The organism is Chromohalobacter sp. HP20-39, from assembly GCF_033052815.1.
GTDB lineage: Bacteria > Pseudomonadota > Gammaproteobacteria > Pseudomonadales > Halomonadaceae > Chromohalobacter.
The window spans coordinates 1-18050 of sequence record NZ_JAWHTP010000002.1 but is presented as its reverse complement, the minus strand read 5'-3'; the positions used below and the strand labels follow the sequence as shown (position 1 = coordinate 18050).

The following is an 18050-nucleotide window of genomic DNA, read 5'->3' as shown; positions in this document are numbered from 1 at the left end:
GCCCGTCGGCGCCCTTGTTTTTTGATGTGTTGTTCGTTAAAAAGAACGAAAGCGTTCTTTTTGGTAAACAAGGCCATGCCGTCACCGAGTCCCGTCATTGTCGCCAACCTGCGCCGCCTTCGCGAGGTGCGGGGGTATTCATTGAGCGCGCTGGCCGAGCGCGCCGCGATCAGTAAATCGACGCTCTCGCAGCTCGAAGCTGGCAAGGGTAATCCCACCATCGAAACGCTCTGGACGCTGGCCAATACGCTGGGGGTGGCTTTTAGCGAGCTGCTCGCCGAGGGCGAAGAGGGCATGACCGTCAGCGAACCCGGTGGCGGAAGTGTGCAACTGGTGGTGCGCGGGCAGCAGTCGCCTCGGGTGGATGTCTATCTCATGCACCTGGCGCCGGGAGAGCTGAAAACCTCGCGGGCGCATCCGCGAGGAGTGCGGGAGCATGTCATGGTGGTAGAGGGCACGTTGCGTGTGGGAACTGGCCATGCGCTGGCCGTTTGCCGGCCGGGCGAGGGGCACGCGTTCGCGGCGGATGTCGAGCATCGCTATGAAGCCTTGTTGGACACTACGCGGATCGTGGTCAGCATCGTGTATCCACATGACGAGGTGGCTCAATGACGTTCGAACGGGCAATCTCGTCGCCCTGGCGCTCAGCAGGCCAAGGCCTGCGGGAGAGCTTATCGCTGGTGGCGGGCTATGCGCCGATCGCGTTCTCGTTTGGTGTTATCGCCGTGCAGTCCGGGTTGACGCCATGGCAGGCCGTGGGCATTTCGTTGCTGGTCTTCGCCGGTGCCAGCCAGTTCGTGATGGTGGCGATGATGGCCGCAGGCAGTGGTGGGCTCACGGTGTTGTCGGCGGTGCTGATGATGAATCTACGCCATTTGTTCTATGGTCCGGCCTTGGCGACACGTCTCGTGGCATTGCCGCGTCGCTTGGTGCCCTGGCTGGCGTTCGGGCTGACTGATGAAGTCTTCGCCACGGCGATGGCCAAGGGGGCGTCGCGGCCTCTTGAGCCAGCCTGGTGCCTGGGCCTGGCGTTGGGCGCTTATCTGGCCTGGGTCGGAGGTACGGCACTGGGCGCCGGCATGGGGGCAGGGTGGACCAACGATGGTGGCTATGTAGCACAGGCACTCGACTTCGTGCTCCCCGCGCTGTTCCTGGCCTTGCTGGCGCAGGCGTGGCGTCGTGCTCGCTGGCCAGTGGTGGCGGTCGCGGCCGGCGCCACGCTATTGGGTATGGTGTGGTGGCCGGGACATGTGGCCATGCTGGTCGGCATGCTGGCGGGTGCCCTGGTGGGTAGCCGTCGAGCCCGTACCGCACGCGCTCGGGAGGCAATGACATGACATGGTGGGTCATCGTGATTGCGGCGGGGGTGGGCACGTTTCTGATACGTTACCTGCCGCTACTTTCCGGGACGCGCCTGGTGCGTGGTGAGGGCAGGCTGAGCCGCTTCCTTGGGGCACTGGGGCTTGCCGCCATCGCGGCGTTGATCGTCCTCTCGGTGAGCGATCTATGGTGGCAGGCGCCGCACTGGCGCGGCGGGGTACGCTTGGCGCTGGGCGCGACGGCGGTGTTGCTGGTGCAGCGTTTGACGCCTAACGTAGGGTTGGCCACGTTGGTTGGCGCCGGTGTCTATGGTGCGGCCGGCTGGGCCCTGGCCGATTGAGATGAGTCGTTGCCATGTCGAATGAATGCTTGCTGCCTACCGCCGAGACGCGCCGTTACCCGGATCGGGTGCTGACCGACCGCCATGGCTTTCACCAGTGGCTGATCGGGCTCGAGGGCGTTGTCGAGCTGGAAGCCGACGGACGTGGCGCGCACGTGGATGCGGGGCGGCTCGTCACTATCTCCAGCGGCAACGAGCATCACTATCTGGCGCCGGGCCACAACCGCACGCTGGTGCTCGACCTGCCTGTTGCGTGGTGCGAGGCAGCAGGGCTTGGCGATATCACGTCGCGCCGTTTGCCGCCGACCGTGCGTGCGGATATCGCTGCGCTCGTCGACGCGCGTCCCGATGTACTGGCGAGGCGACTGCATGCGCTGCTCGACGTGGGGCGCACGACGCATACCGAACCGCGCTTGCGCTTGTTGCATTTGCTGCCGGAGGTCGAGGCGGATCTGGCGGCACCTTGGCGTGTGCGTGACTGGGCGGCGCGCTGCCACATGGCGGAGGCGGCGTTCGCGCGGCGTTTTCGCATCCTCACTGGAGCCTCGCCACATGCCTGGTTGATCGAGCGCCGCCTGCAGTGCGCCTGTGCGCTGATGCAGGATACCCAATGCCCTCTCACCGAGATCGCCCAGGCGTGTGGCTTTCACGACAGCGCGCATTTTTCGCGTGCCTTCCGCGCCCGTCATGCGTTGTCACCCCGCGAGTGGCGGCAACGCCGTCAGTCGGCAGGTTAACGATAGCCGATACGCTAACCGAGTCCTGCGATTCGCCAGAGAATGTCGAGGTAGGACGGAATGATCAGCGGCGCCGCCACGGTCGTCAGCAGCACCGCAATGGCGCCTTTGGCGGGGCGGATGTTCAGTTCCATGGCGATGACCACGACATTGGCCGCCATGGGCACCACACCCAGCAAAATCAGTGCGCCGGCCAGCGTCGACGAAATGCCCATTGTCGCTTGCAGGGCGAGCACCAGGCCCAGCATCACCAAGGGCCACATCACGTAGCGCGCGGCGATGCAGACGCCCAGAAAGCGCACGTCGAAGGCGCGCATCGAGACGCCACCCAGCGTCATGCCGATGATCATCATGCCGAGCACGGTATAGCTGGCGCGGAAGTAGTCGAGTCCTTCGATCACGGCGCCAGGCACCGACCAGGGTAGATGAGAGGCGACCAGCGCTGCCAGGAAGGCGTAGAGCAACGGCAGGCGGACGATCTTGCCAAGGCTCTCGCGGACCGAGAATTGCCCGCGGGCGCTGATGTAAAACCCCACGCTGAATTCGAACAGCGTGACGCCCAGCAAGCAGAACAGGTAAGCGGCAACGCCCTCCGGTGGGAGAAGCGCCATGGCCAGGGGCAGCCCGAAGTAGCCGGTGTTGCCGGTGCCGGCGGAAAACGCCAGCAGCGCGGCTTCCTGCGGGGCGAAGTAACGCCGTACGACGGCGTGGGTCACCAGACACAAGACGCTGGCCAGCGCGAACATGCCTGCCGTCAGGCCCAGCAAGGCAGGCGAGGGCTCGCCCAGATAGAGCCCGCGAAAGAACGTCAGCGGTGCGATGAGATAGATCAACAGCGTGGCGATGGGGCGAGGGTCGACGGCGAGGCGCCGCGCACAGAGCCAGCCCAGTGCCACGAAGATCAGCAGCATCCACAGCGGTTGAGAAAGATCGACTTGGGACATGCACGCTTCCTGATGATGAGCACCCATGATGCCCGTTATGCGGCTTGTTTGGCAGCCCCCGGGTTCAGGATTCAGGGTTTTCCAGCCCCTGATGCGCTTGCAATGCCCCCGCTGTGGTAGCCCGGGGTCAGAATTTGACAAGTTTGTGGCGTGTCGGCGTGACAGCCTGAGCGCTCGCGTTCATGTCATATGGGAGTTCATCATGTCGCTCGAGTCGTCCACGTCTCGTCGAGCCACGCTGATCGGCGCCACCACCGTGCTCAACTGGGCCTTGTTGGCGGCGTTGACGCAATTGGCAGGCCCCGTGCCGCCGTTTCTGCTCACCGCGTTGGCGTTCGGTCTGGCCTTCGTGTGCTTCATGGTCTGGTTGCGCGTGCGTGGTGAGTCGCTGTGGGCGCCGTTGCGTCAGCCACCGCGTGTCTGGGCGTTGGGTGTCGGTGGGCTGTTCGGCTATCACGCTCTGTACTTCGTCGCCCAGCAGAATGCGCCCCCCGCCAACGCTGGTTTGATCAGCTATCTGTGGCCGTTGTTGATCGTGCTGTTCGTGGCGCTGTTGCCCGGCGAGCGGCTTCGCGTGCGCCATGTCGCGGGCGCCTTGCTGGGCTTCGTGGGCGCGGCCTTGCTGGTGGGGGGCGATGTCAGTGCCTCGGGCAGTGCCGTGGGTTATATCGCGGCGTTCGCCTGTGCCTTCCTATGGAGCGGTTATTCGGTGCTCTCGCGGGCCAATCGCGCGGTGCCCACGGCGGCCGTGGGGGGCTTTTGCCTGGCGACGGCGGTACTGGCGGCGCTGTGTCACTGGTTGTTCGAACCCTCGCGCTGGCCGCAGGGCATCGGTTGGCTGGGTGTGATCGGCCTGGGACTCGGTCCTGTGGGCAGCGCCTTCTTTACCTGGGACATAGGCGTGAAGCATGGCGACCTGCGCTTGCTGGGGCTGCTGGCCTACTTCACGCCGCTGCTGTCCACCTTGGTGCTGATCGCGACCGGATACGCCACGGCCACGGCTTGGCTAGTGGTGGCAGCGGGGCTGATCACGCTGGGCATGCTCATCGGCAGTGGCTGGTTACGCGTGCCGCTACGCGGCAAAAAGTCGACGTATTGACCCTGAAGTCCACTCCAGACATTACACTGGAGAAAAGCCCTCCAGAGGCACGACGGCATGGGACATTCGACTTCCGGTCACGATCATGCGGCGCATGATCATCACCACGACCACGACCACGACCACGACCACGACCACGACCACGCACCTACGGTCACCGCCGATAGTGCGAAGCGCGTCAAGTTCGCCATGTACCTGACCGCCGGCTTCATGCTGGCAGAGGCGATCGGCGGCTGGGTGTCGGGGTCGCTGGCGCTGCTGGCTGATGCCGGGCACATGTTCAGTGATAGCTTTGCGCTGGGGTTAGCGCTGTTTGCCTTCTACATGGGCGACAAGTCGCCGGACAAGCGGCGTACCTTCGGTTACCAGCGCTTCCAGGTGTTGGCAGCTTTCATCAACGGGCTGATGCTCCTGGGCATCGCGGTATGGATCTTCATCGCTGCCATCGAGCGCTTCACGCAGCCGGTGGACGTACTGGCCGGGCCGATGATGGCCATCGCGATCCTCGGCTTGCTGGTGAATCTGGTGGTATTCAAGGTTCTGCACGGTGGCGACCAGGAGAATCTCAACCTGCGTGGGGCGCTGTTACACGTGATGGGCGACCTGCTGGGATCGGTGGCGGCGATTGTGGCCTCGCTGGTGATCATGCTGACGGGGTGGATGCCCATCGATCCCTTGTTGTCCGTGCTGGCGGCGGCCTTGATCCTGCGCGCGGCTTGGAAAATTCTGCGTCGCTCGGCCCATACCCTGCTCGAAGGCACGCCGGAAGGCGTCGATGTCGACAAGATTCGCACGGCGTTGGAAGACATCGAGGGTGTGGTCAGTGTGCATGACCTGCATGTGTGGGGACTCACGCCACAGGACCCGTTGCTGAGCCTGCATCTGGTGGTGCGCGATGACATGTCGCACCAGACGATGCTCAAGGCCGCCTATGCGTGCCTGCATGAACGCTTCGGGATCAGCCATGCAACGTTGCAGGTCGAAGGCGAGGCTTGCCTGACAGGAGGCGATTGCCAGGTGACATCCACCACGCATCCCTGAGGCGTCGGGCGCTATGACCCGGATTAATGACGAGCCGCGAAACTTTCATTGGTCAGCGTGGACGAGGATCGGCAGAATGCGCGGCATCGAATACGAACGTGACCCAATGTCGGTCGCGCCATGTCATGAAGAGGGTTGCATCGATGAGTACTCGCGAACATCCGCTGGGCATCAGCTTTGAATTCTTTCCGCCTAACACGGATGCCGGGCGGGACAAGCTGAAAGGCGTGCGTGACATGCTAGCCGAGCGGCGTCCGCGTTTCTTCTCGGTGACCTACGGCGCCGGAGGCTCGACACAGGCACGGACCTTCGAGACCGTGCAGTCGGTACGTCAGTGCGGCATCGATACCGCCCCGCACCTGTCCTGCATCGGTAGCGACAAGGGCGAGTTGCGCGAGCGGTTGGCGGGTTTTCGCGAGGCGGGTATCACCAACCTGGTCGCACTGCGTGGCGACCTGCCCTCGGGAATGGGCGGCATGGGCGAGCTACGTTACGCCAACGAGCTGGTCGAATTCATCCGCGAGGAAACCGGCGATCATTTCCAGATCGCGGTGGCGGCGTATCCTGAGATGCATCCCCAGGCGCCGAGTTACGAGCACGACTTGCAGAATTTCGTGCGCAAGATGCAGGCCGGTGCCGATATCGCCATCACGCAGTATTTCTTCAGCGCCGACGCCTACTTCCATTTCCTTGATCGGGCTCGTGCACTGGGGGTCGAGGCGCCGATCGTGCCGGGGATCATGCCGATCAGTAATTACACCAAGCTGGCGCGTTTCTCTGACGCCTGCGGGGCGGACATTCCGCGCTGGATCCGCAAACAGCTTGAAGCCTACGGCGACGATAGCGAAAGCATCCAAGCGTTCGGCGAGGAGGTGGTGTCGAACCTTTGCCAGCGTCTGCTCGACGGCGGTGCACCGGGGTTGCATTTTTATACGCTCAACCAGGCGACGCCGGCGCTGCGAGTGCTCGACAATCTTCGTTACGATAGCTGATGCATGGCGTCGGGTGTGCTCTTTGTCTACCCTTTGTGAGGTAGACGTCTCACCCATGGATAGGAGAACGGCATGCTACGTATCCCTCGTCTTGCGCTCGGTGTCGGCAGTGCCTTGTTGATGCTGGGAAGCGCCCAGGCAGCGCAACATGATATCGAACTGCACAAGGTCGATGCTCAGGGCACTGGCGACAGCATGGGCACCGTAACCCTCGAAGATACCGATTACGGCCTGCTGCTGACTCCGGATCTCTCGGGGCTCGAGCCGGGCATGCACGGTTTCCACGTGCATGAGAACCCAAGTTGCCAGCCTTCGGAGCAAGACGGTGAAACGGTGCCGGGCGGCGCTGCTGGCGGTCATTACGACCCTAAAGACACGGGTACGCACCAGGGCCCCTATGGAGATGGGCATCTCGGTGACCTGCCGGTGTTGATGGTCGATAAGGAAGGCAAGGCCACGACGCCGGTGTTGGCACCGCGTCTTGAAGTCTCCGACTTGGATGGCCGCGCCCTGATGATTCATGCCGGTGGCGACACATACTCCGACGAGCCCAAGTTGGGTGGCGGCGGCAAGCGCGTAGCATGCGGCACTGTGTCCGAGTGATGGCCCTGTTGCGAAGGCCCTGTCGGCTACGCTAGGTAACGAAAAGGCTCCTGCGGGAGCCTTTTTTATGCGTCTTGCTTTATACCGTGGCGGGGCGGCGCGATTCGCGGTCAGTGGGTCTTGCCGTCGCTCGGGTCGATCAGGCGCACGGTCTGGATGTCGTCGGACGCGTCATCCTCGCGTGGTTGGTTGACGCGAGTGGCGAGGTCTTCAGCGAAGCCATTCTCATCGATGGCCAGCTGCTCGAGGTAATCGCAGGACACGCATTCGCGATAGCGGATGCCGTTCTGCTCCCAGGCACGGATGCGATCCATGGCCGCGCAGCGCGGGCAGATGGCGCCGGCGATGAAACGCTTGGGATTGGCCGTCATCTTGGAGTCCTCTAGCGATGGCAACCGGGCACGTGGCCCGGTTGGAAAGGATTGCAAAAGCGGAATTGCAAAAGACGGTATCAGGCCGCGTCGGCATTCTCGATGCCGGAGTGACGAAGCAGCGCTTCGATACTGGGCGCGCGGCCGCGAAAGGCGTTGAACAGCGCAGCAGCGTCGCGCGAACCGCCGCGCTCGAGGATTTCCTGACGGAAACGCTTGCCCGTCGCGGTATCGAAGATGCCGGCGTCTTCGAAGGCGCTATAGGCATCCGCCGAGAGCACCTCGGCCCACTTGTAGCTGTAATAGCCCGCCGCGTAGCCACCGGCGAAGATATGTCCGAAGCCGTTTTGGAAGCGATTGAAGTCGACACGCGGCGTGACGGTGGTCTTGTCGCGTACGTCGTCGAGCAGGGCCTGGACTTCGCCCGCATCGGGCGCTTCGAGTTCATGGTGCAGGCGGAAGTCGAACAGTGACAACTCGAGTTGACGCGTCATGCCCATGGCCGACTGGAAATTACGTGCGGCTTGCAGCTTGTCGAGCAGGGCGTCGGGCAGCTTCTCGCCGGTGTCGACATGCGCGGCGATCATGTCCAGCCCTTCGCGCTCCCAGCAGAAGTTCTCCATGAACTGGCTGGGCAGCTCGACCGCGTCCCAGGCGACGCCATTGATGCCAGAGACATCGGCGACGGTTTGACGCGTCAGCATGTGATGCAGGCCATGGCCGAACTCGTGGAACAGCGTCAGTACCTCGTCATGGGTGAGCAGCGCCGGCTTGCCGTCCACGGGCCGCGTGAAGTTGCAGGTCAGGTAGGCGACCGGCAATTGCAGGCTACCGTCCTCACGGGTGCGGCGCACTCGGCATTCGTCCATCCAGGCCCCGCCACGCTTGCCCTCGCGGGCATAAAGGTCGAGATAGAAGCCAGCGATCGGCGTATCACCGTCGAGGATCTCGAAATAGCGTACGTCGGAATGATAAAGCGGCACGTCATCGCGCTCGGCGAAGCGGATGCCGTAGAGCGTGCCGGTCACCCGGAACAGCCCCTCGATGACCTTGGGGGCCGGAAAATAGGGGCGTAGCTGTTCTTGCGAGATGGCGTAGCGCGCTTCGCGGAGCTTCTCGCTGGCGTAGCCTATATCCCAAGGCGCGAGCGATTCGAGCCCCAGCGATTCGTGGGCGAAGGCTTCGAGTTCGTTGAATTCGCGCTGGGCCTGGGGGTGTGCGCGTTCGGCCAGGTCATTGAGAAAGCCCAGTACCTGCTCGGGCGAATCGGCCATCTTGGTGGCCAGCGAATAGTCGGCGTAGGTGTCGAAGCCGAGCAGCTCGGCCAGTTCGCGGCGCAGCCGCAAGCTCTCTTCGATGATCGGCGCGTTGTCGAAGCGGTCGGCCTGTGGGCCCTTGTCCGAGGCGCGGGTCACGAAGGCGGTATAGACTTCTTCGCGTAGCGCGCGGTCGTCGGCGAAGGAAAGCACCGGGTAGAAGCTCGGGAAGTCGAGCGTGATGCGATACCCCTCGACGTCCTTGGCTTCGGCGTTGGCCTTGAGCGTGGCCAGTGCGCTTTCCGGCAGGCCGGCCAGGCGTGAGTCGTCGGGCAAGTCCTTGTGCCATGCTTGGGTGGCGTCGAGCAAATGGTTGGAAAAGGTGTTGGCCAATTCCGACAAGCGTGCCTGAATCTCGCCGTAGCGGCGCTTCTTGTCCTCTGTCAGATCGACACCGGCGAGGCGGAAATCGCGCAAGGTATTGTCGATGGAGCGCTGCTGACCTTCCTCGAGGCGGGCGTACTCGTTGCTTTCCTTCAGCTGCGTGAAGGCGTCGAAGAGGCCTTGGTGTTGGCCCAGCCACGTGCTGTAGTCGGAAAGCATGGCGAGACAAGCTTGATAGGCTTCACGCAGCGCGTCGTTGTTCATGGTGGAATTGAGGTGCGACACCGGCGACCAGGCCTGCGAGAGGCGGTCGTTGAGGGCCTCGAGGGGCGCTGCGAGGCTCTCCCAACTGACCTGCGACTGATTGGCGAGGGCCTCGATGTCACGGCGATTCTTTGCTAGAAGCTGCTCGATGGCCGGCACCACATGCTCGGGCTGGATGTCATCGAACGGCGGCAGGACATGCGATTCGAGCAAGGGGTTGCGTGACATGGGCACCTCGATATGAACGTGTGAATGAAGCATAGGTGGGGGTGGGCGCGGCCGCTTTCAATGTCGGCGCGATTGGCCGCCAACCGCGCGCCTGCTAGGCTTGGCGCTTTCGGCGCCGTGTGTGGCGCCGGGTCATAACGAAGGGTACAACGCCATGAGTGAAACGCTGGAACGCTGGGGGTCGCGACGTGCCTTCATTCTCGCGGTGACCGGGGCGGCCGTAGGTCTGGGCAATATCTGGCGTTTTCCTTACATGACGGGCGAAAACGGTGGGGCGGCATTCCTGTTGCTGTATGTGGTGTTCGTGTTGATCCTGGGGCTGCCGATCATGATGGCCGAGATCCTCGTGGGTCGAGCCGGTCGCCGCGGGCCGATGCAGTCATTGGCGCATCTGGCGCGTCAGGCGGGCGTGTCGCCGCATTGGCGCTGGCTGGGGCTGTTCGGCGCGATGACGGTGTTTTTCATTCTGTCGTTCTATTCGGTGGTCTCGGGATGGTCGATCGAGTATCTGATCGAGTCGGTCAACGGCAATTTCAGCGGCCGCACACCGGATGAAATCGGCGCTAGTTTCGATGCCTTCCTCGCCGATCCGCTGCGCATGACGTTCAACCATACGTTGTTCATATTGCTGACCATGTCGGTGGTTGCGGCGGGTATTTCCGGCGGCCTGGAGCGACTCAACAACCTGTTGATGCCGCTACTCTATATTCTGTTGGTGGTGCTGGTCGGTTACGCCGTGACCACCGACGGTTTCGGCACCGCGATGGCATGGTTGTTCACGCCCGATCTCGAGGCAATCACCCTGCGCGTGGTGCTCAATGCCATGGGCCACGCCTTTTTTACCCTGGCGGTGGGTGCCTGCGCGCTGATGGCCTATGGTGCTTATATGCCCGATCATCAGAGCCTGCCGCGAGCCGTGGCGGCGGTAGCGGTGCTGGATGTTGCCGTGGCGCTGCTGGCGGGCATCGCGATTTTCTCGGTGGTGTTCTCGCAGGGTATGGATCCCGCCGAGGGGCCGGGATTGATGTTCGTGACCTTGCCCATCGCCTTCGCTGATCTGCCGGGCGGGCCGTTGTGGCTGGGCGTTTTCTTCTTGTTGCTGTTGCTGGCGACATGGACCTCGTCGATCAACCTGGCCGAACCCTTGGTAGCGATCTTCACCGATGCCGGTCTCAAGCGCGGCAAGGCGGCGGCGTTGATCGGCGCCTTGGTGTGGTTGGTCGGTTTGCTGTCGGTGTTCTCGTTCTCGAGTATGTCGGAGGTGAACTGGCTGGCGGGCATGAACTTCTTCGAACTGGTGACCACCGTGCCACTGGAGTTTTTCCTGCCCATCGGCGGGTTGTTTATCGCTATCTTCGCCGCCTGGGTCATGCCGGCGAGTACGGCCATGCGGGCGCTGGATGCAAGTCCTGGTGGGTTCCGAATGTGGCGTGGGCTGGTACGTTACGTGTCGATCCCGCTGGTCGTCATCGTGCTGTTGTCGGCGCTATGGTGATGGAGGATGCCTGCATGAACTGCCCGACCACCATGAGTTGAAGTAAGGGAGACAGTGGATGACATTGCGGACGTTCAAAGGGACGACGCCGCGCTTGGGGGCGCGGGTCTATATCGACCCGACGTGTGTCGTGCTGGGCGATGTCACCTTGGGTGACGATTGCTCCGTGTGGCCGATGACCGTGATACGTGGCGATATGCATCGTATCCGTATCGGCGCGCGTTGCAGCATTCAGGATGGCAGCGTGTTGCATATTACCCATGCCAGCGATTACAACCCCGACGGCTATCCACTGACGCTCGGCGATGACGTGACGGTGGGCCACAAAGCACTATTGCACGGTTGCACCATCGGTAGCCGGGTGCTGGTGGGTATGAGTGCTACGGTCATGGATGGCGTGACGGTCGAGGACGAGGTGATCATCGCCGCCGGCGCGGTGGTGACGCCGGGCAAACATCTTGAGAGCGGGCAAGTGTACGCGGGCAATCCCGCGAAGCCGCTCAGGGCGCTCAAAGATGCCGAACGAGCTTTCTTCACCTATACGGCAGGGAATTACGTGAAACTCAAGGACGAGTATCTGGCCCAGCCACCGGTATAACGACACGCCTGGGTGTGCCAGGCCCGTCCGCGGCGCCATTTTCTCACTTAACGCATTGTTTTGTTTCGTCGAGAAGCCTCATAATCTGGTTTTTCATCCAGTATTGTCGAGGGCGTTTCAGGCGGGCCATGGCCAACTTTCGCACACATTTCGGCGTTGCCCTGGGCGGTGGCGTGTTGGCGGCCTATGCCGGCTGGCAGGCAAGCCTATGGAGCTTCAACGAGGGCTGGCCGTTGGCCGTCTTGATGGCGTTTGGCGGCATCCTGCCCGATATCGACTCCGATCATTCGCACGCCATTCGCCTAATCTTCACTTTGCTGGCGGTCCTGGCGGTGATCGCCGGCGCGCTATGGTTGCAATCGCGTCTGGCGCCGGGCCCTTTGGTGTTGGCATGTGGTGGCTTGTATCTCGGCGTACGCTACTTGGCTGGTGCGATCTTCAAGCGTTTTACCGTGCATCGCGGCATTTGGCATTCGCTGCTGGCGAGCCTGCTTTGTGGTATGGGGACGGCGGCGATGAGCTTTCATCTGCTGGCCCAGCCTGCACCGATGGCTTGGGCTCAAGGCATGGCGCTGAGCGGGGGCGCGTTGGTCCATCTGTTGCTTGACGAGCTGTACAGCGTCGATCTGGTCGGCTCGCGGCTCAAGCGTTCCTTCGGAACCGCCTTCAAGCTCTTCGATTACCGCGAGCCTGGCAACGCTGTTCTGTGGTTGTTGTTGGGCGTTGCTCTGGCACCGTGGCTGCCGCCCTGGCCCACGTTGCTGGAGCTGGTGAATCGCGGCGTCACATCCTGGTCGTGATGTGGCCTGACGAGGGGCTTCAGGTAGGCGATTCGGGTAATCCTTGTGAGCGGCGTTGCGCGCGCTGGGCGCGTGTTTCGGCACGTTCGAGCTCGAGGAGTCCGTTCTCGACGAAGGCCAGGTGTTCGTGGGCGCGTGCTTGTGCTTCGTCGGCGTTGCCGGCGAGGATGCTCTCGAACAGGGCGCGATGTTGGTCCATGAGGTGGTCGCGAGAGTTCGGTTTCTCGAATAGGTGAGCCAGGTTGGCGACGATGCTTTTCTCCAGTAGGTGAAAAAGGCCACGCATGGTGTGCAGCAGCAGCACGTTGTGGCCCGCCTCGGCGATGGCCAGATGGAAAGCCGCATCGGCACGAGCTTCGCGCATGGGGTCGCTGCTGCGATCAGGATGCCGATAACTGGCCTCGAGTTCCTCGAAGCGTGTTTGCAGCATGGCCTTGTCATCGGATGTGGCACGCAAGGCGGCGTAATAGGCTGAGATGCCTTCCAGGGCGTCGCGGAATTCGAGTAGATCTAGATTGAACTCGCCATGCCGTGTGAGCATTTCCAGGAGCGGATCGCTATAGCTGTTGCTGAGTTGTTCGGAGACGAAAGTGCCACCACCCTGGCGGCTGGTGAGCAGGCCGCGCGCGGCCAATTTCTGGATAGCCTCGCGCAGGGAAGGGCGCGAAACGCCGAAATGCTCCGCCAATTCACGCTCGGGAGGCAGCTTCTCTCCCGGCTTGAGGCTGCCTTCGAGCAGCATGGCCTCGAGCCGCTCGGTGATCACGTCGGCGAGGCGCGGTTGTCTGAGGTGTTGTGGAGCCATGGGCGTCGCTCTTTACTCGTTGGTTGATGACCGGCGTGATATCGCTTGATAAATGGTATGACCAATTTTACGCAATCTTTTTGCGCCACTCCAGTCTTCTTCGAGCGCCTTATATTACGACTCTGACTAAAGTATAAAGCTATTGTTGTTCGAGAAGCAGGTTCCTTGTTGACACCCTTCAGTACCCGCTCATAGAGTTAGGCCATTCGGTTTTGTAAATTGGTAAAACCAATAAGGGCAAGTGGTGAGCTGCTGTTTCCATTTCTTCTTCTTCGTTCGCCTATGTCTCAACCATTCTATTATCACCACTCTCCGAACGTTCGGCACGACGCTTCGATGACCATCCAACGTTAGGCACTGTCTGAAAAGTCGACGAGCGAAGGTCAGACAAGGCAAAAATCAGCGAAAAAGCGGAGTTTACGGGGTGTAAATGAGCATTTTGATCGGACTCGCGCCCGAGCTGATTTTTAACGCAGTATGGCCGAGCGCAGGCAGTTTTCAGACAATGCTTAGCGCATCACTTGCACAGGGTTCATCATGATCATTTCAGCTTCCACGGACTACCGCCAAGCCGCCAAGCGACGTATTCCGCCCTTTCTATTTCACTACGCGGATGGCGGATCCTATACCGAGCATACGCTGCGACATAACGTCGAAGACCTTGCGGGTATCGCGTTGCGTCAGCGCGTGCTGAAGGACATGTCTACGTTGTCATTGGAGACCGAGCTATTCGGCGAATCCCTTGCCATGCCTGTTGCCTTGGCGCCCGTGGGGTTGGCAGGTATGTACGCCCGGCGCGGCGAGGTGCAGGCGGCGCGCGCAGCGGCCGGGAAAGGCATACCGTTCACGCTGTCGACGGTATCGGTGTGTCCGATCGACGAGGTGGCCTCGTCCATCGATCGTCCCCTCTGGTTCCAGCTCTACGTGCTGAAGGACAGGGGCTTCATGAGACATGTGTTGGAGCGCGCCAAAGCCGCCGGCGTCAAAACGCTGGTCTTCACGGTCGACATGCCCGTGCCGGGGGCGCGTTACCGTGATGCCCATTCCGGCATGAGCGGCAAGCATGCAGCGGCTCGGCGAATGCTCCAGGCCGTGATGCATCCTTCCTGGTCTTGGGACGTGGGACTCCATGGCCGCCCTCATGACTTGGGCAACGTCTCGGACTATCGAGGTCAACCGACGGGGCTCGAGGATTACATCGCCTGGCTCGGCAACAATTTCGATCCTGCCATTTCCTGGAAAGACCTGGAGTGGATTCGCGAGTTCTGGGATGGCCCGATGATTATCAAGGGGATACTCGATCCCGAAGACGCCCGCGATGCGGTCCGCTTCGGTGCGGATGGCATCGTCGTTTCCAACCATGGCGGCCGTCAGCTCGACGGTGTGCCTTCTACCGCGCGTGCCTTGCCGGCCATCGCCGACGCGGTCAAAGGCGATCTGGCCATCCTGGCCGATTCCGGCGTGCGCAACGGGCTGGACGTCGTGCGCATGATCGCCTTGGGCGCCGATACTGTCTTGTTGGGACGTGCCTTCATCTATGCCCTTGCCACCGCCGGGGAGGCGGGGGTTACCCACCTGCTCGAGTTGTTCGAAAAGGAGATGCGGGTCGCAATGACGCTCACCGGGGCACGCTCCATCGCCGAGCTTGGGGCGGATTCGTTGGTGTCTGCTGCAAGCCACGGCGCGGATTGAGCGGATGATGATCGTGCACCATGCTGAAGGGCGACCGACATGAGCGGGGAGAGACGAATGACCGATGAAACGGTATTGCTGTTCGATGCACTGCGTTCGCCGCCTGATAATCGGAATCCACGATGAAAGCGCCCTATACAGAGCTTCTTGAAGCGCTGCGTGAAAGGTTGCCCGCACACAAGCTGATCGACGATCCGCTGCGGACGTTGGCCTATGGCAGTGATGCCAGCTTCTATCGCCTCATTCCGCAGTTGGTCGTGCGTCCCGACAGCGAAGAAGAGCTGATGGCCGTGCTGGCCGAATGCCGTCATCGGCGCTTGCCGGTGACGTTTCGTACGGCGGGAACGTCGCTCTCCGGGCAGGCCGTGACCGACTCGGTGCTCATTCAACTCAATCAGGGTTGGCGGGATTACCGGATTCTTGACGAGGGGCGGGCGATTCGGTTGCAGCCCGGCATCATCGGCGCGCGCGCCAATCAATTGCTGGCCCCTTACGGCCGCAAGATCGGCCCCGATCCCGCCTCGATCAATAGCTGCATGATCGGCGGGATCGCCGCCAACAATGCCTCGGGCATGTGCTGTGGCACGGCACAGAACAGTTACCGCACGCTCCGTGATATGCGGGTCATCCTGGCCGACGGCACGCTTTTGGATACCGGCGATACGGCCAGTCGCTCAGCATTTCGTGCCTCTCACGGTGAGCTGCTTGAAGCACTGGAGGCGCTGGGACGCGAGACGCGGGCGAATACGCCGCTGGCCGAGCGCATTCGCCACAAGTATCGACTCAAGAATACGACCGGTTACGCGCTCAATAGCCTGGTCGATTTCGAGGATGGCTTCGATATTCTCGCGCACCTGATGATCGGCTCCGAGGGCACACTTGGTTTCATCAGCGCCATCACCTACGACACCGTGCAGGACGCACCGCTGAAGACCGCAGCGCTGGCGTTGTTTACGGACATGGCGTCGGCATGCCGGGCGACGCTCGCGCTCAAGTCGGCGCCGGTGTCGGCGGTCGAGCTGATGGATCGGGCCGCTCTGCGCGCCGTGGAAGGGGCGCCGGGCATGCCGGTAGGCCTCGAGACGTTGCCTGCCGATGCGACTGCCTTGCTCATCGATGTGCGTGACGAGGAGGAGCGCGCACTGGCGGCGCGTATCGCCGCGGTGCACGCGGCACTCGAAGGGCTCAAGACGCTGGAACCACTGGGATTCACGCGCGACCCTGAGCTCTATGCGCGGTATTGGAAGGTGCGCAAGGGATTGTTCCCCGCCGTGGGCGCGGTGCGTGATGTCGGTACCACGGTCATCATCGAGGATGTCGCTTTTCCTCTCGAGTACCTCGAGGCAGGCGTGGCAGCGCTGACCGAAACGTTCCGGCGGCATGGCTATGACGACGCCATCCTCTTCGGCCATGCGCTGGAAGGCAATCTGCACTTCGTCTTCCCCCAGGGCTTCGAGACGCCCGCCGAGGTGCATCGTTATGCCGCCCTGATGGATGACGTGGCGACCTTGGTGGCCGACGAATACGGCGGCTCGCTCAAGGCGGAACATGGCACGGGGCGTAACATGGCGCCCTTCGTCGAACGTGAGTGGGGCGCCGAAGCGTATGCCTTGATGTGGCGGATCAAAGCACTCTTCGATGCCGAGAATCTGCTCAACCCGGATGTCATTCTGAGCCGCGACGCCGAGCTACATCTCCACAACCTCAAGCCGCTGCCGGCCGCTGATCCCATTGTGGATAAGTGCATCGAGTGCGGGTTCTGCGAGCCGGTCTGTCCGTCCCGCGAGCTGACCTTGACACCGCGTCAGCGCATCGTGATCCAGCGTGAGATGGCACGCCTCGAGCGTGTTGGAACGCAAGCGTCGACAGCACGCCTCGCAACATTGCGCGAAGCCTATCAATATCAAGGCATCGATACCTGTGCCGCCGATGGCCTGTGCGCCACGCAATGTCCGGTAGGCATCAATACCGGTGATCTCGTGCGTGAGTGGCGCCATCGCCGAGTCGTCGAGCGTGGCGGCACGGCGCGTCTGGTCGGACGTCATTTTTCCGGCACGACCCGCATCGGACGAGGCGCGTTACGTCTCGTGGATACCACGCACGGTGTGCTGGGTACGGGCATGATGAGCGCCTTGACGCGGGGTGCGCGTCGACTCAGTGGTGAGCGACTGCCGCAGTGGGTCCCCTCACTGCCGGCGCCCGCGCCGGTTCGCATCCTGGAGCGTCGGGCGGAGAAGGCGGTCGGTGGCAAGCGCGACAAGGTTGTCTACCTGCCGGCGTGCGCCACGCGAGTCTTCGGTACCTCGCGGGGCGATGACGGGGCCGAGGCCGTGACACGCACGACCCTGGCACTGCTCGAGAAGGCCGGTTACGAGGTCGTCATTCCCGCAATGATCGGGCACCTTTGCTGTGGGATGGCGTTTCAATCCCGGGGCTATTTCGATGAGGCGGATCACAAGGCGCGCGAACTCAACCGCGAGTTGCTATTGGCATCCCAGAACGGTCGCTACCCTGTGCTGTGCGATACCAGCCCCTGTACACAACGCATGATGGAAAGCCTCGATACGCGTTTGACGATTCAGGAGCCGGTCGCGTTTGCGCACGACTATCTATTGACGCGCCTGGCGGTCAGGCCGAAGCATTCGAGTATCGCCCTGCATATCACCTGCTCGAGTGTGCGCATGGGGTTGAGCGACAAGTTCGTGGCGCTGGCAAAAGCATGTGCCGATGACGTCGTGGTGCCGGCGGAGATCGCCTGTTGCGGGTTCGCGGGGGACAAGGGGCTCACCACGCCGGAGTTGAACGCCGCCGCGTTGCGTGGCCTGGCGGATGCCGTCAGTGGGTGCGATGTCGGCTATTCCAACTCGCGGACTTGTGAAATGGGGCTGAGCTACCATGCCGGGATTCCCTATCGTTCGATTCTCGACTTGCTCAACGAGGTCAGTCGACCTTGTGTTGTTGAAGGCGTTGCCACGTAAACGCTGGGCGCCTATTTTTACATCATCCCCTTGCGTTCCCGCTGGTGGATCCGTAAAGTACGCATCCGCTGCCGGCGACGGGCTTCGTGGCCAGCGGTGAAAG

The 18050-nt window shown here is 62.2% G+C and carries 17 protein-coding genes; 13 read left to right on the top strand and 4 right to left on the bottom strand.

Annotation, left to right across the window (positions count from 1 at the left end; genetic code table 11):
• The first annotated feature begins 75 nt into the window (after positions 1-75).
• The 4 genes from RVY79_RS03670 to RVY79_RS03655 are packed head-to-tail and all read left to right on the top strand — an operon-like array spanning position 76 to position 2397.
• Positions 76-612 (top strand): XRE family transcriptional regulator, encoded by a 537-nt coding sequence (locus RVY79_RS03670; protein WP_317462676.1) that lies wholly within the window; start codon positions 76-78, stop codon positions 610-612.
• Positions 609-1337, top strand: a complete 729-nt coding sequence (locus RVY79_RS03665) for an AzlC family ABC transporter permease (protein WP_317462675.1) — start codon at positions 609-611, stop codon at positions 1335-1337. The genes RVY79_RS03670 and RVY79_RS03665 overlap by 4 nt, the downstream gene beginning before the upstream one ends.
• Complete coding sequence (locus tag RVY79_RS03660; protein ID WP_317462674.1) at positions 1334-1660, top strand: AzlD domain-containing protein; 327 nt, start codon at positions 1334-1336, stop codon at positions 1658-1660. The genes RVY79_RS03665 and RVY79_RS03660 overlap by 4 nt, the downstream gene beginning before the upstream one ends.
• Before the next feature lie 14 nt (positions 1661-1674).
• The gene (locus RVY79_RS03655; RefSeq protein WP_317462673.1) at positions 1675-2397 is read left to right on the top strand and encodes an AraC family transcriptional regulator; all 723 of its coding nucleotides are present in this window, start codon (positions 1675-1677) and stop codon (positions 2395-2397) included.
• A 14-nt stretch (positions 2398-2411) separates the two neighbouring features.
• Here the strand turns inward: RVY79_RS03655 and RVY79_RS03650 are convergent, their stop codons facing one another.
• Positions 2412-3341, bottom strand: coding sequence for an AEC family transporter (locus tag RVY79_RS03650; RefSeq protein ID WP_317462672.1), 930 nt, complete (start codon positions 3339-3341; stop codon positions 2412-2414).
• A 202-nt stretch (positions 3342-3543) separates the two neighbouring features.
• On the opposite strand from RVY79_RS03650, the gene RVY79_RS03645 reads away from it, so the two are divergent.
• The 4 genes from RVY79_RS03645 to sodC all read left to right on the top strand — a co-directional run bounded on the left by RVY79_RS03645 (position 3544) and on the right by sodC (position 7076).
• The gene (locus RVY79_RS03645; protein WP_317462671.1) at positions 3544-4440 is read left to right on the top strand and encodes a DMT family transporter; all 897 of its coding nucleotides are present in this window, start codon (positions 3544-3546) and stop codon (positions 4438-4440) included.
• A 57-nt stretch (positions 4441-4497) separates the two neighbouring features.
• Complete coding sequence (locus RVY79_RS03640; protein WP_317462670.1) at positions 4498-5481, top strand: cation diffusion facilitator family transporter; 984 nt, start codon at positions 4498-4500, stop codon at positions 5479-5481.
• A 143-nt stretch (positions 5482-5624) separates the two neighbouring features.
• Entirely contained in the window at positions 5625-6473 is an 849-nt protein-coding gene (gene metF / locus RVY79_RS03635) for a methylenetetrahydrofolate reductase [NAD(P)H] (protein ID WP_317462669.1), read from the top strand.
• A gap of 72 nt (positions 6474-6545) precedes the next feature.
• Positions 6546-7076 (top strand): superoxide dismutase [Cu-Zn] SodC, encoded by a 531-nt coding sequence (gene sodC, locus RVY79_RS03630; protein WP_317462668.1) that lies wholly within the window; start codon positions 6546-6548, stop codon positions 7074-7076.
• Between the two features lie 110 nt (positions 7077-7186).
• On the opposite strand, the gene RVY79_RS03625 is transcribed toward sodC, so the two are convergent.
• Complete coding sequence (locus RVY79_RS03625) at positions 7187-7447, bottom strand: YheV family putative zinc ribbon protein (protein ID WP_317462667.1); 261 nt, start codon at positions 7445-7447, stop codon at positions 7187-7189.
• Positions 7448-7527: 80 nt separating this feature from the next.
• Positions 7528-9579 (bottom strand): oligopeptidase A, encoded by a 2052-nt coding sequence (gene prlC / locus RVY79_RS03620; protein ID WP_317462666.1) that lies wholly within the window; start codon positions 9577-9579, stop codon positions 7528-7530.
• Positions 9580-9733: 154 nt separating this feature from the next.
• Between prlC and RVY79_RS03615 the strand changes: the two genes are divergently transcribed.
• From RVY79_RS03615 to RVY79_RS03605, 3 genes are all read left to right on the top strand, one after another.
• Positions 9734-11074 (top strand): sodium-dependent transporter, encoded by a 1341-nt coding sequence (locus tag RVY79_RS03615; RefSeq protein WP_317462665.1) that lies wholly within the window; start codon positions 9734-9736, stop codon positions 11072-11074.
• 58 nt (positions 11075-11132) lie between these two features.
• Positions 11133-11672, top strand: coding sequence for a gamma carbonic anhydrase family protein (locus RVY79_RS03610; protein ID WP_317462664.1), 540 nt, complete (start codon positions 11133-11135; stop codon positions 11670-11672).
• Positions 11673-11800: 128 nt separating this feature from the next.
• On the top strand, positions 11801-12472 hold the full coding sequence (locus RVY79_RS03605; RefSeq protein WP_317462663.1) for a metal-dependent hydrolase: 672 nt from the start codon (positions 11801-11803) through the stop codon (positions 12470-12472).
• Between the two features lie 19 nt (positions 12473-12491).
• Here RVY79_RS03605 and RVY79_RS03600 read toward each other — a convergent pair whose 3' ends face one another.
• Positions 12492-13277: a GntR family transcriptional regulator gene (locus RVY79_RS03600; protein ID WP_317462662.1), complete on the bottom strand. Its 786-nt coding sequence runs from the start codon at positions 13275-13277 to the stop codon at positions 12492-12494.
• A gap of 537 nt (positions 13278-13814) precedes the next feature.
• Between RVY79_RS03600 and lldD the strand changes: the two genes are divergently transcribed.
• Positions 13815-14969 (top strand): FMN-dependent L-lactate dehydrogenase LldD, encoded by a 1155-nt coding sequence (gene lldD, locus RVY79_RS03595; protein ID WP_317462661.1) that lies wholly within the window; start codon positions 13815-13817, stop codon positions 14967-14969.
• Positions 14970-15091: 122 nt separating this feature from the next.
• Positions 15092-17947: an FAD-binding and (Fe-S)-binding domain-containing protein gene (locus RVY79_RS03590; protein WP_317462660.1), complete on the top strand. Its 2856-nt coding sequence runs from the start codon at positions 15092-15094 to the stop codon at positions 17945-17947.
• Positions 17948-18050: the final 103 nt, after the last annotated feature.

Bases quoted from the DNA above. Each gene is read 5' to 3' on its own strand.
- RVY79_RS03670 (WP_317462676.1), top strand. From the start codon at position 76: ATGCCGTCACCGAGTCCCGTCATTGTCGCCAACCTGCGCCGCCTTCGC.
- RVY79_RS03665 (WP_317462675.1), top strand. From the start codon at position 609: ATGACGTTCGAACGGGCAATCTCGTCGCCCTGGCGCTCAGCAGGCCAA.
- RVY79_RS03660 (WP_317462674.1), top strand. From the start codon at position 1,334: ATGACATGGTGGGTCATCGTGATTGCGGCGGGGGTGGGCACGTTTCTG.
- RVY79_RS03655 (WP_317462673.1), top strand. From the start codon at position 1,675: ATGTCGAATGAATGCTTGCTGCCTACCGCCGAGACGCGCCGTTACCCG.
- RVY79_RS03650 (WP_317462672.1), bottom strand. From the start codon at position 3,341: ATGTCCCAAGTCGATCTTTCTCAACCGCTGTGGATGCTGCTGATCTTC.
- RVY79_RS03645 (WP_317462671.1), top strand. From the start codon at position 3,544: ATGTCGCTCGAGTCGTCCACGTCTCGTCGAGCCACGCTGATCGGCGCC.
- RVY79_RS03640 (WP_317462670.1), top strand. From the start codon at position 4,498: ATGGGACATTCGACTTCCGGTCACGATCATGCGGCGCATGATCATCAC.
- metF (WP_317462669.1), top strand. From the start codon at position 5,625: ATGAGTACTCGCGAACATCCGCTGGGCATCAGCTTTGAATTCTTTCCG.
- sodC (WP_317462668.1), top strand. From the start codon at position 6,546: ATGCTACGTATCCCTCGTCTTGCGCTCGGTGTCGGCAGTGCCTTGTTG.
- RVY79_RS03625 (WP_317462667.1), bottom strand. From the start codon at position 7,447: ATGACGGCCAATCCCAAGCGTTTCATCGCCGGCGCCATCTGCCCGCGC.
- prlC (WP_317462666.1), bottom strand. From the start codon at position 9,579: ATGTCACGCAACCCCTTGCTCGAATCGCATGTCCTGCCGCCGTTCGAT.
- RVY79_RS03615 (WP_317462665.1), top strand. From the start codon at position 9,734: ATGAGTGAAACGCTGGAACGCTGGGGGTCGCGACGTGCCTTCATTCTC.
- RVY79_RS03610 (WP_317462664.1), top strand. From the start codon at position 11,133: ATGACATTGCGGACGTTCAAAGGGACGACGCCGCGCTTGGGGGCGCGG.
- RVY79_RS03605 (WP_317462663.1), top strand. From the start codon at position 11,801: ATGGCCAACTTTCGCACACATTTCGGCGTTGCCCTGGGCGGTGGCGTG.
- RVY79_RS03600 (WP_317462662.1), bottom strand. From the start codon at position 13,277: ATGGCTCCACAACACCTCAGACAACCGCGCCTCGCCGACGTGATCACC.
- lldD (WP_317462661.1), top strand. From the start codon at position 13,815: ATGATCATTTCAGCTTCCACGGACTACCGCCAAGCCGCCAAGCGACGT.
- RVY79_RS03590 (WP_317462660.1), top strand. From the start codon at position 15,092: ATGAAAGCGCCCTATACAGAGCTTCTTGAAGCGCTGCGTGAAAGGTTG.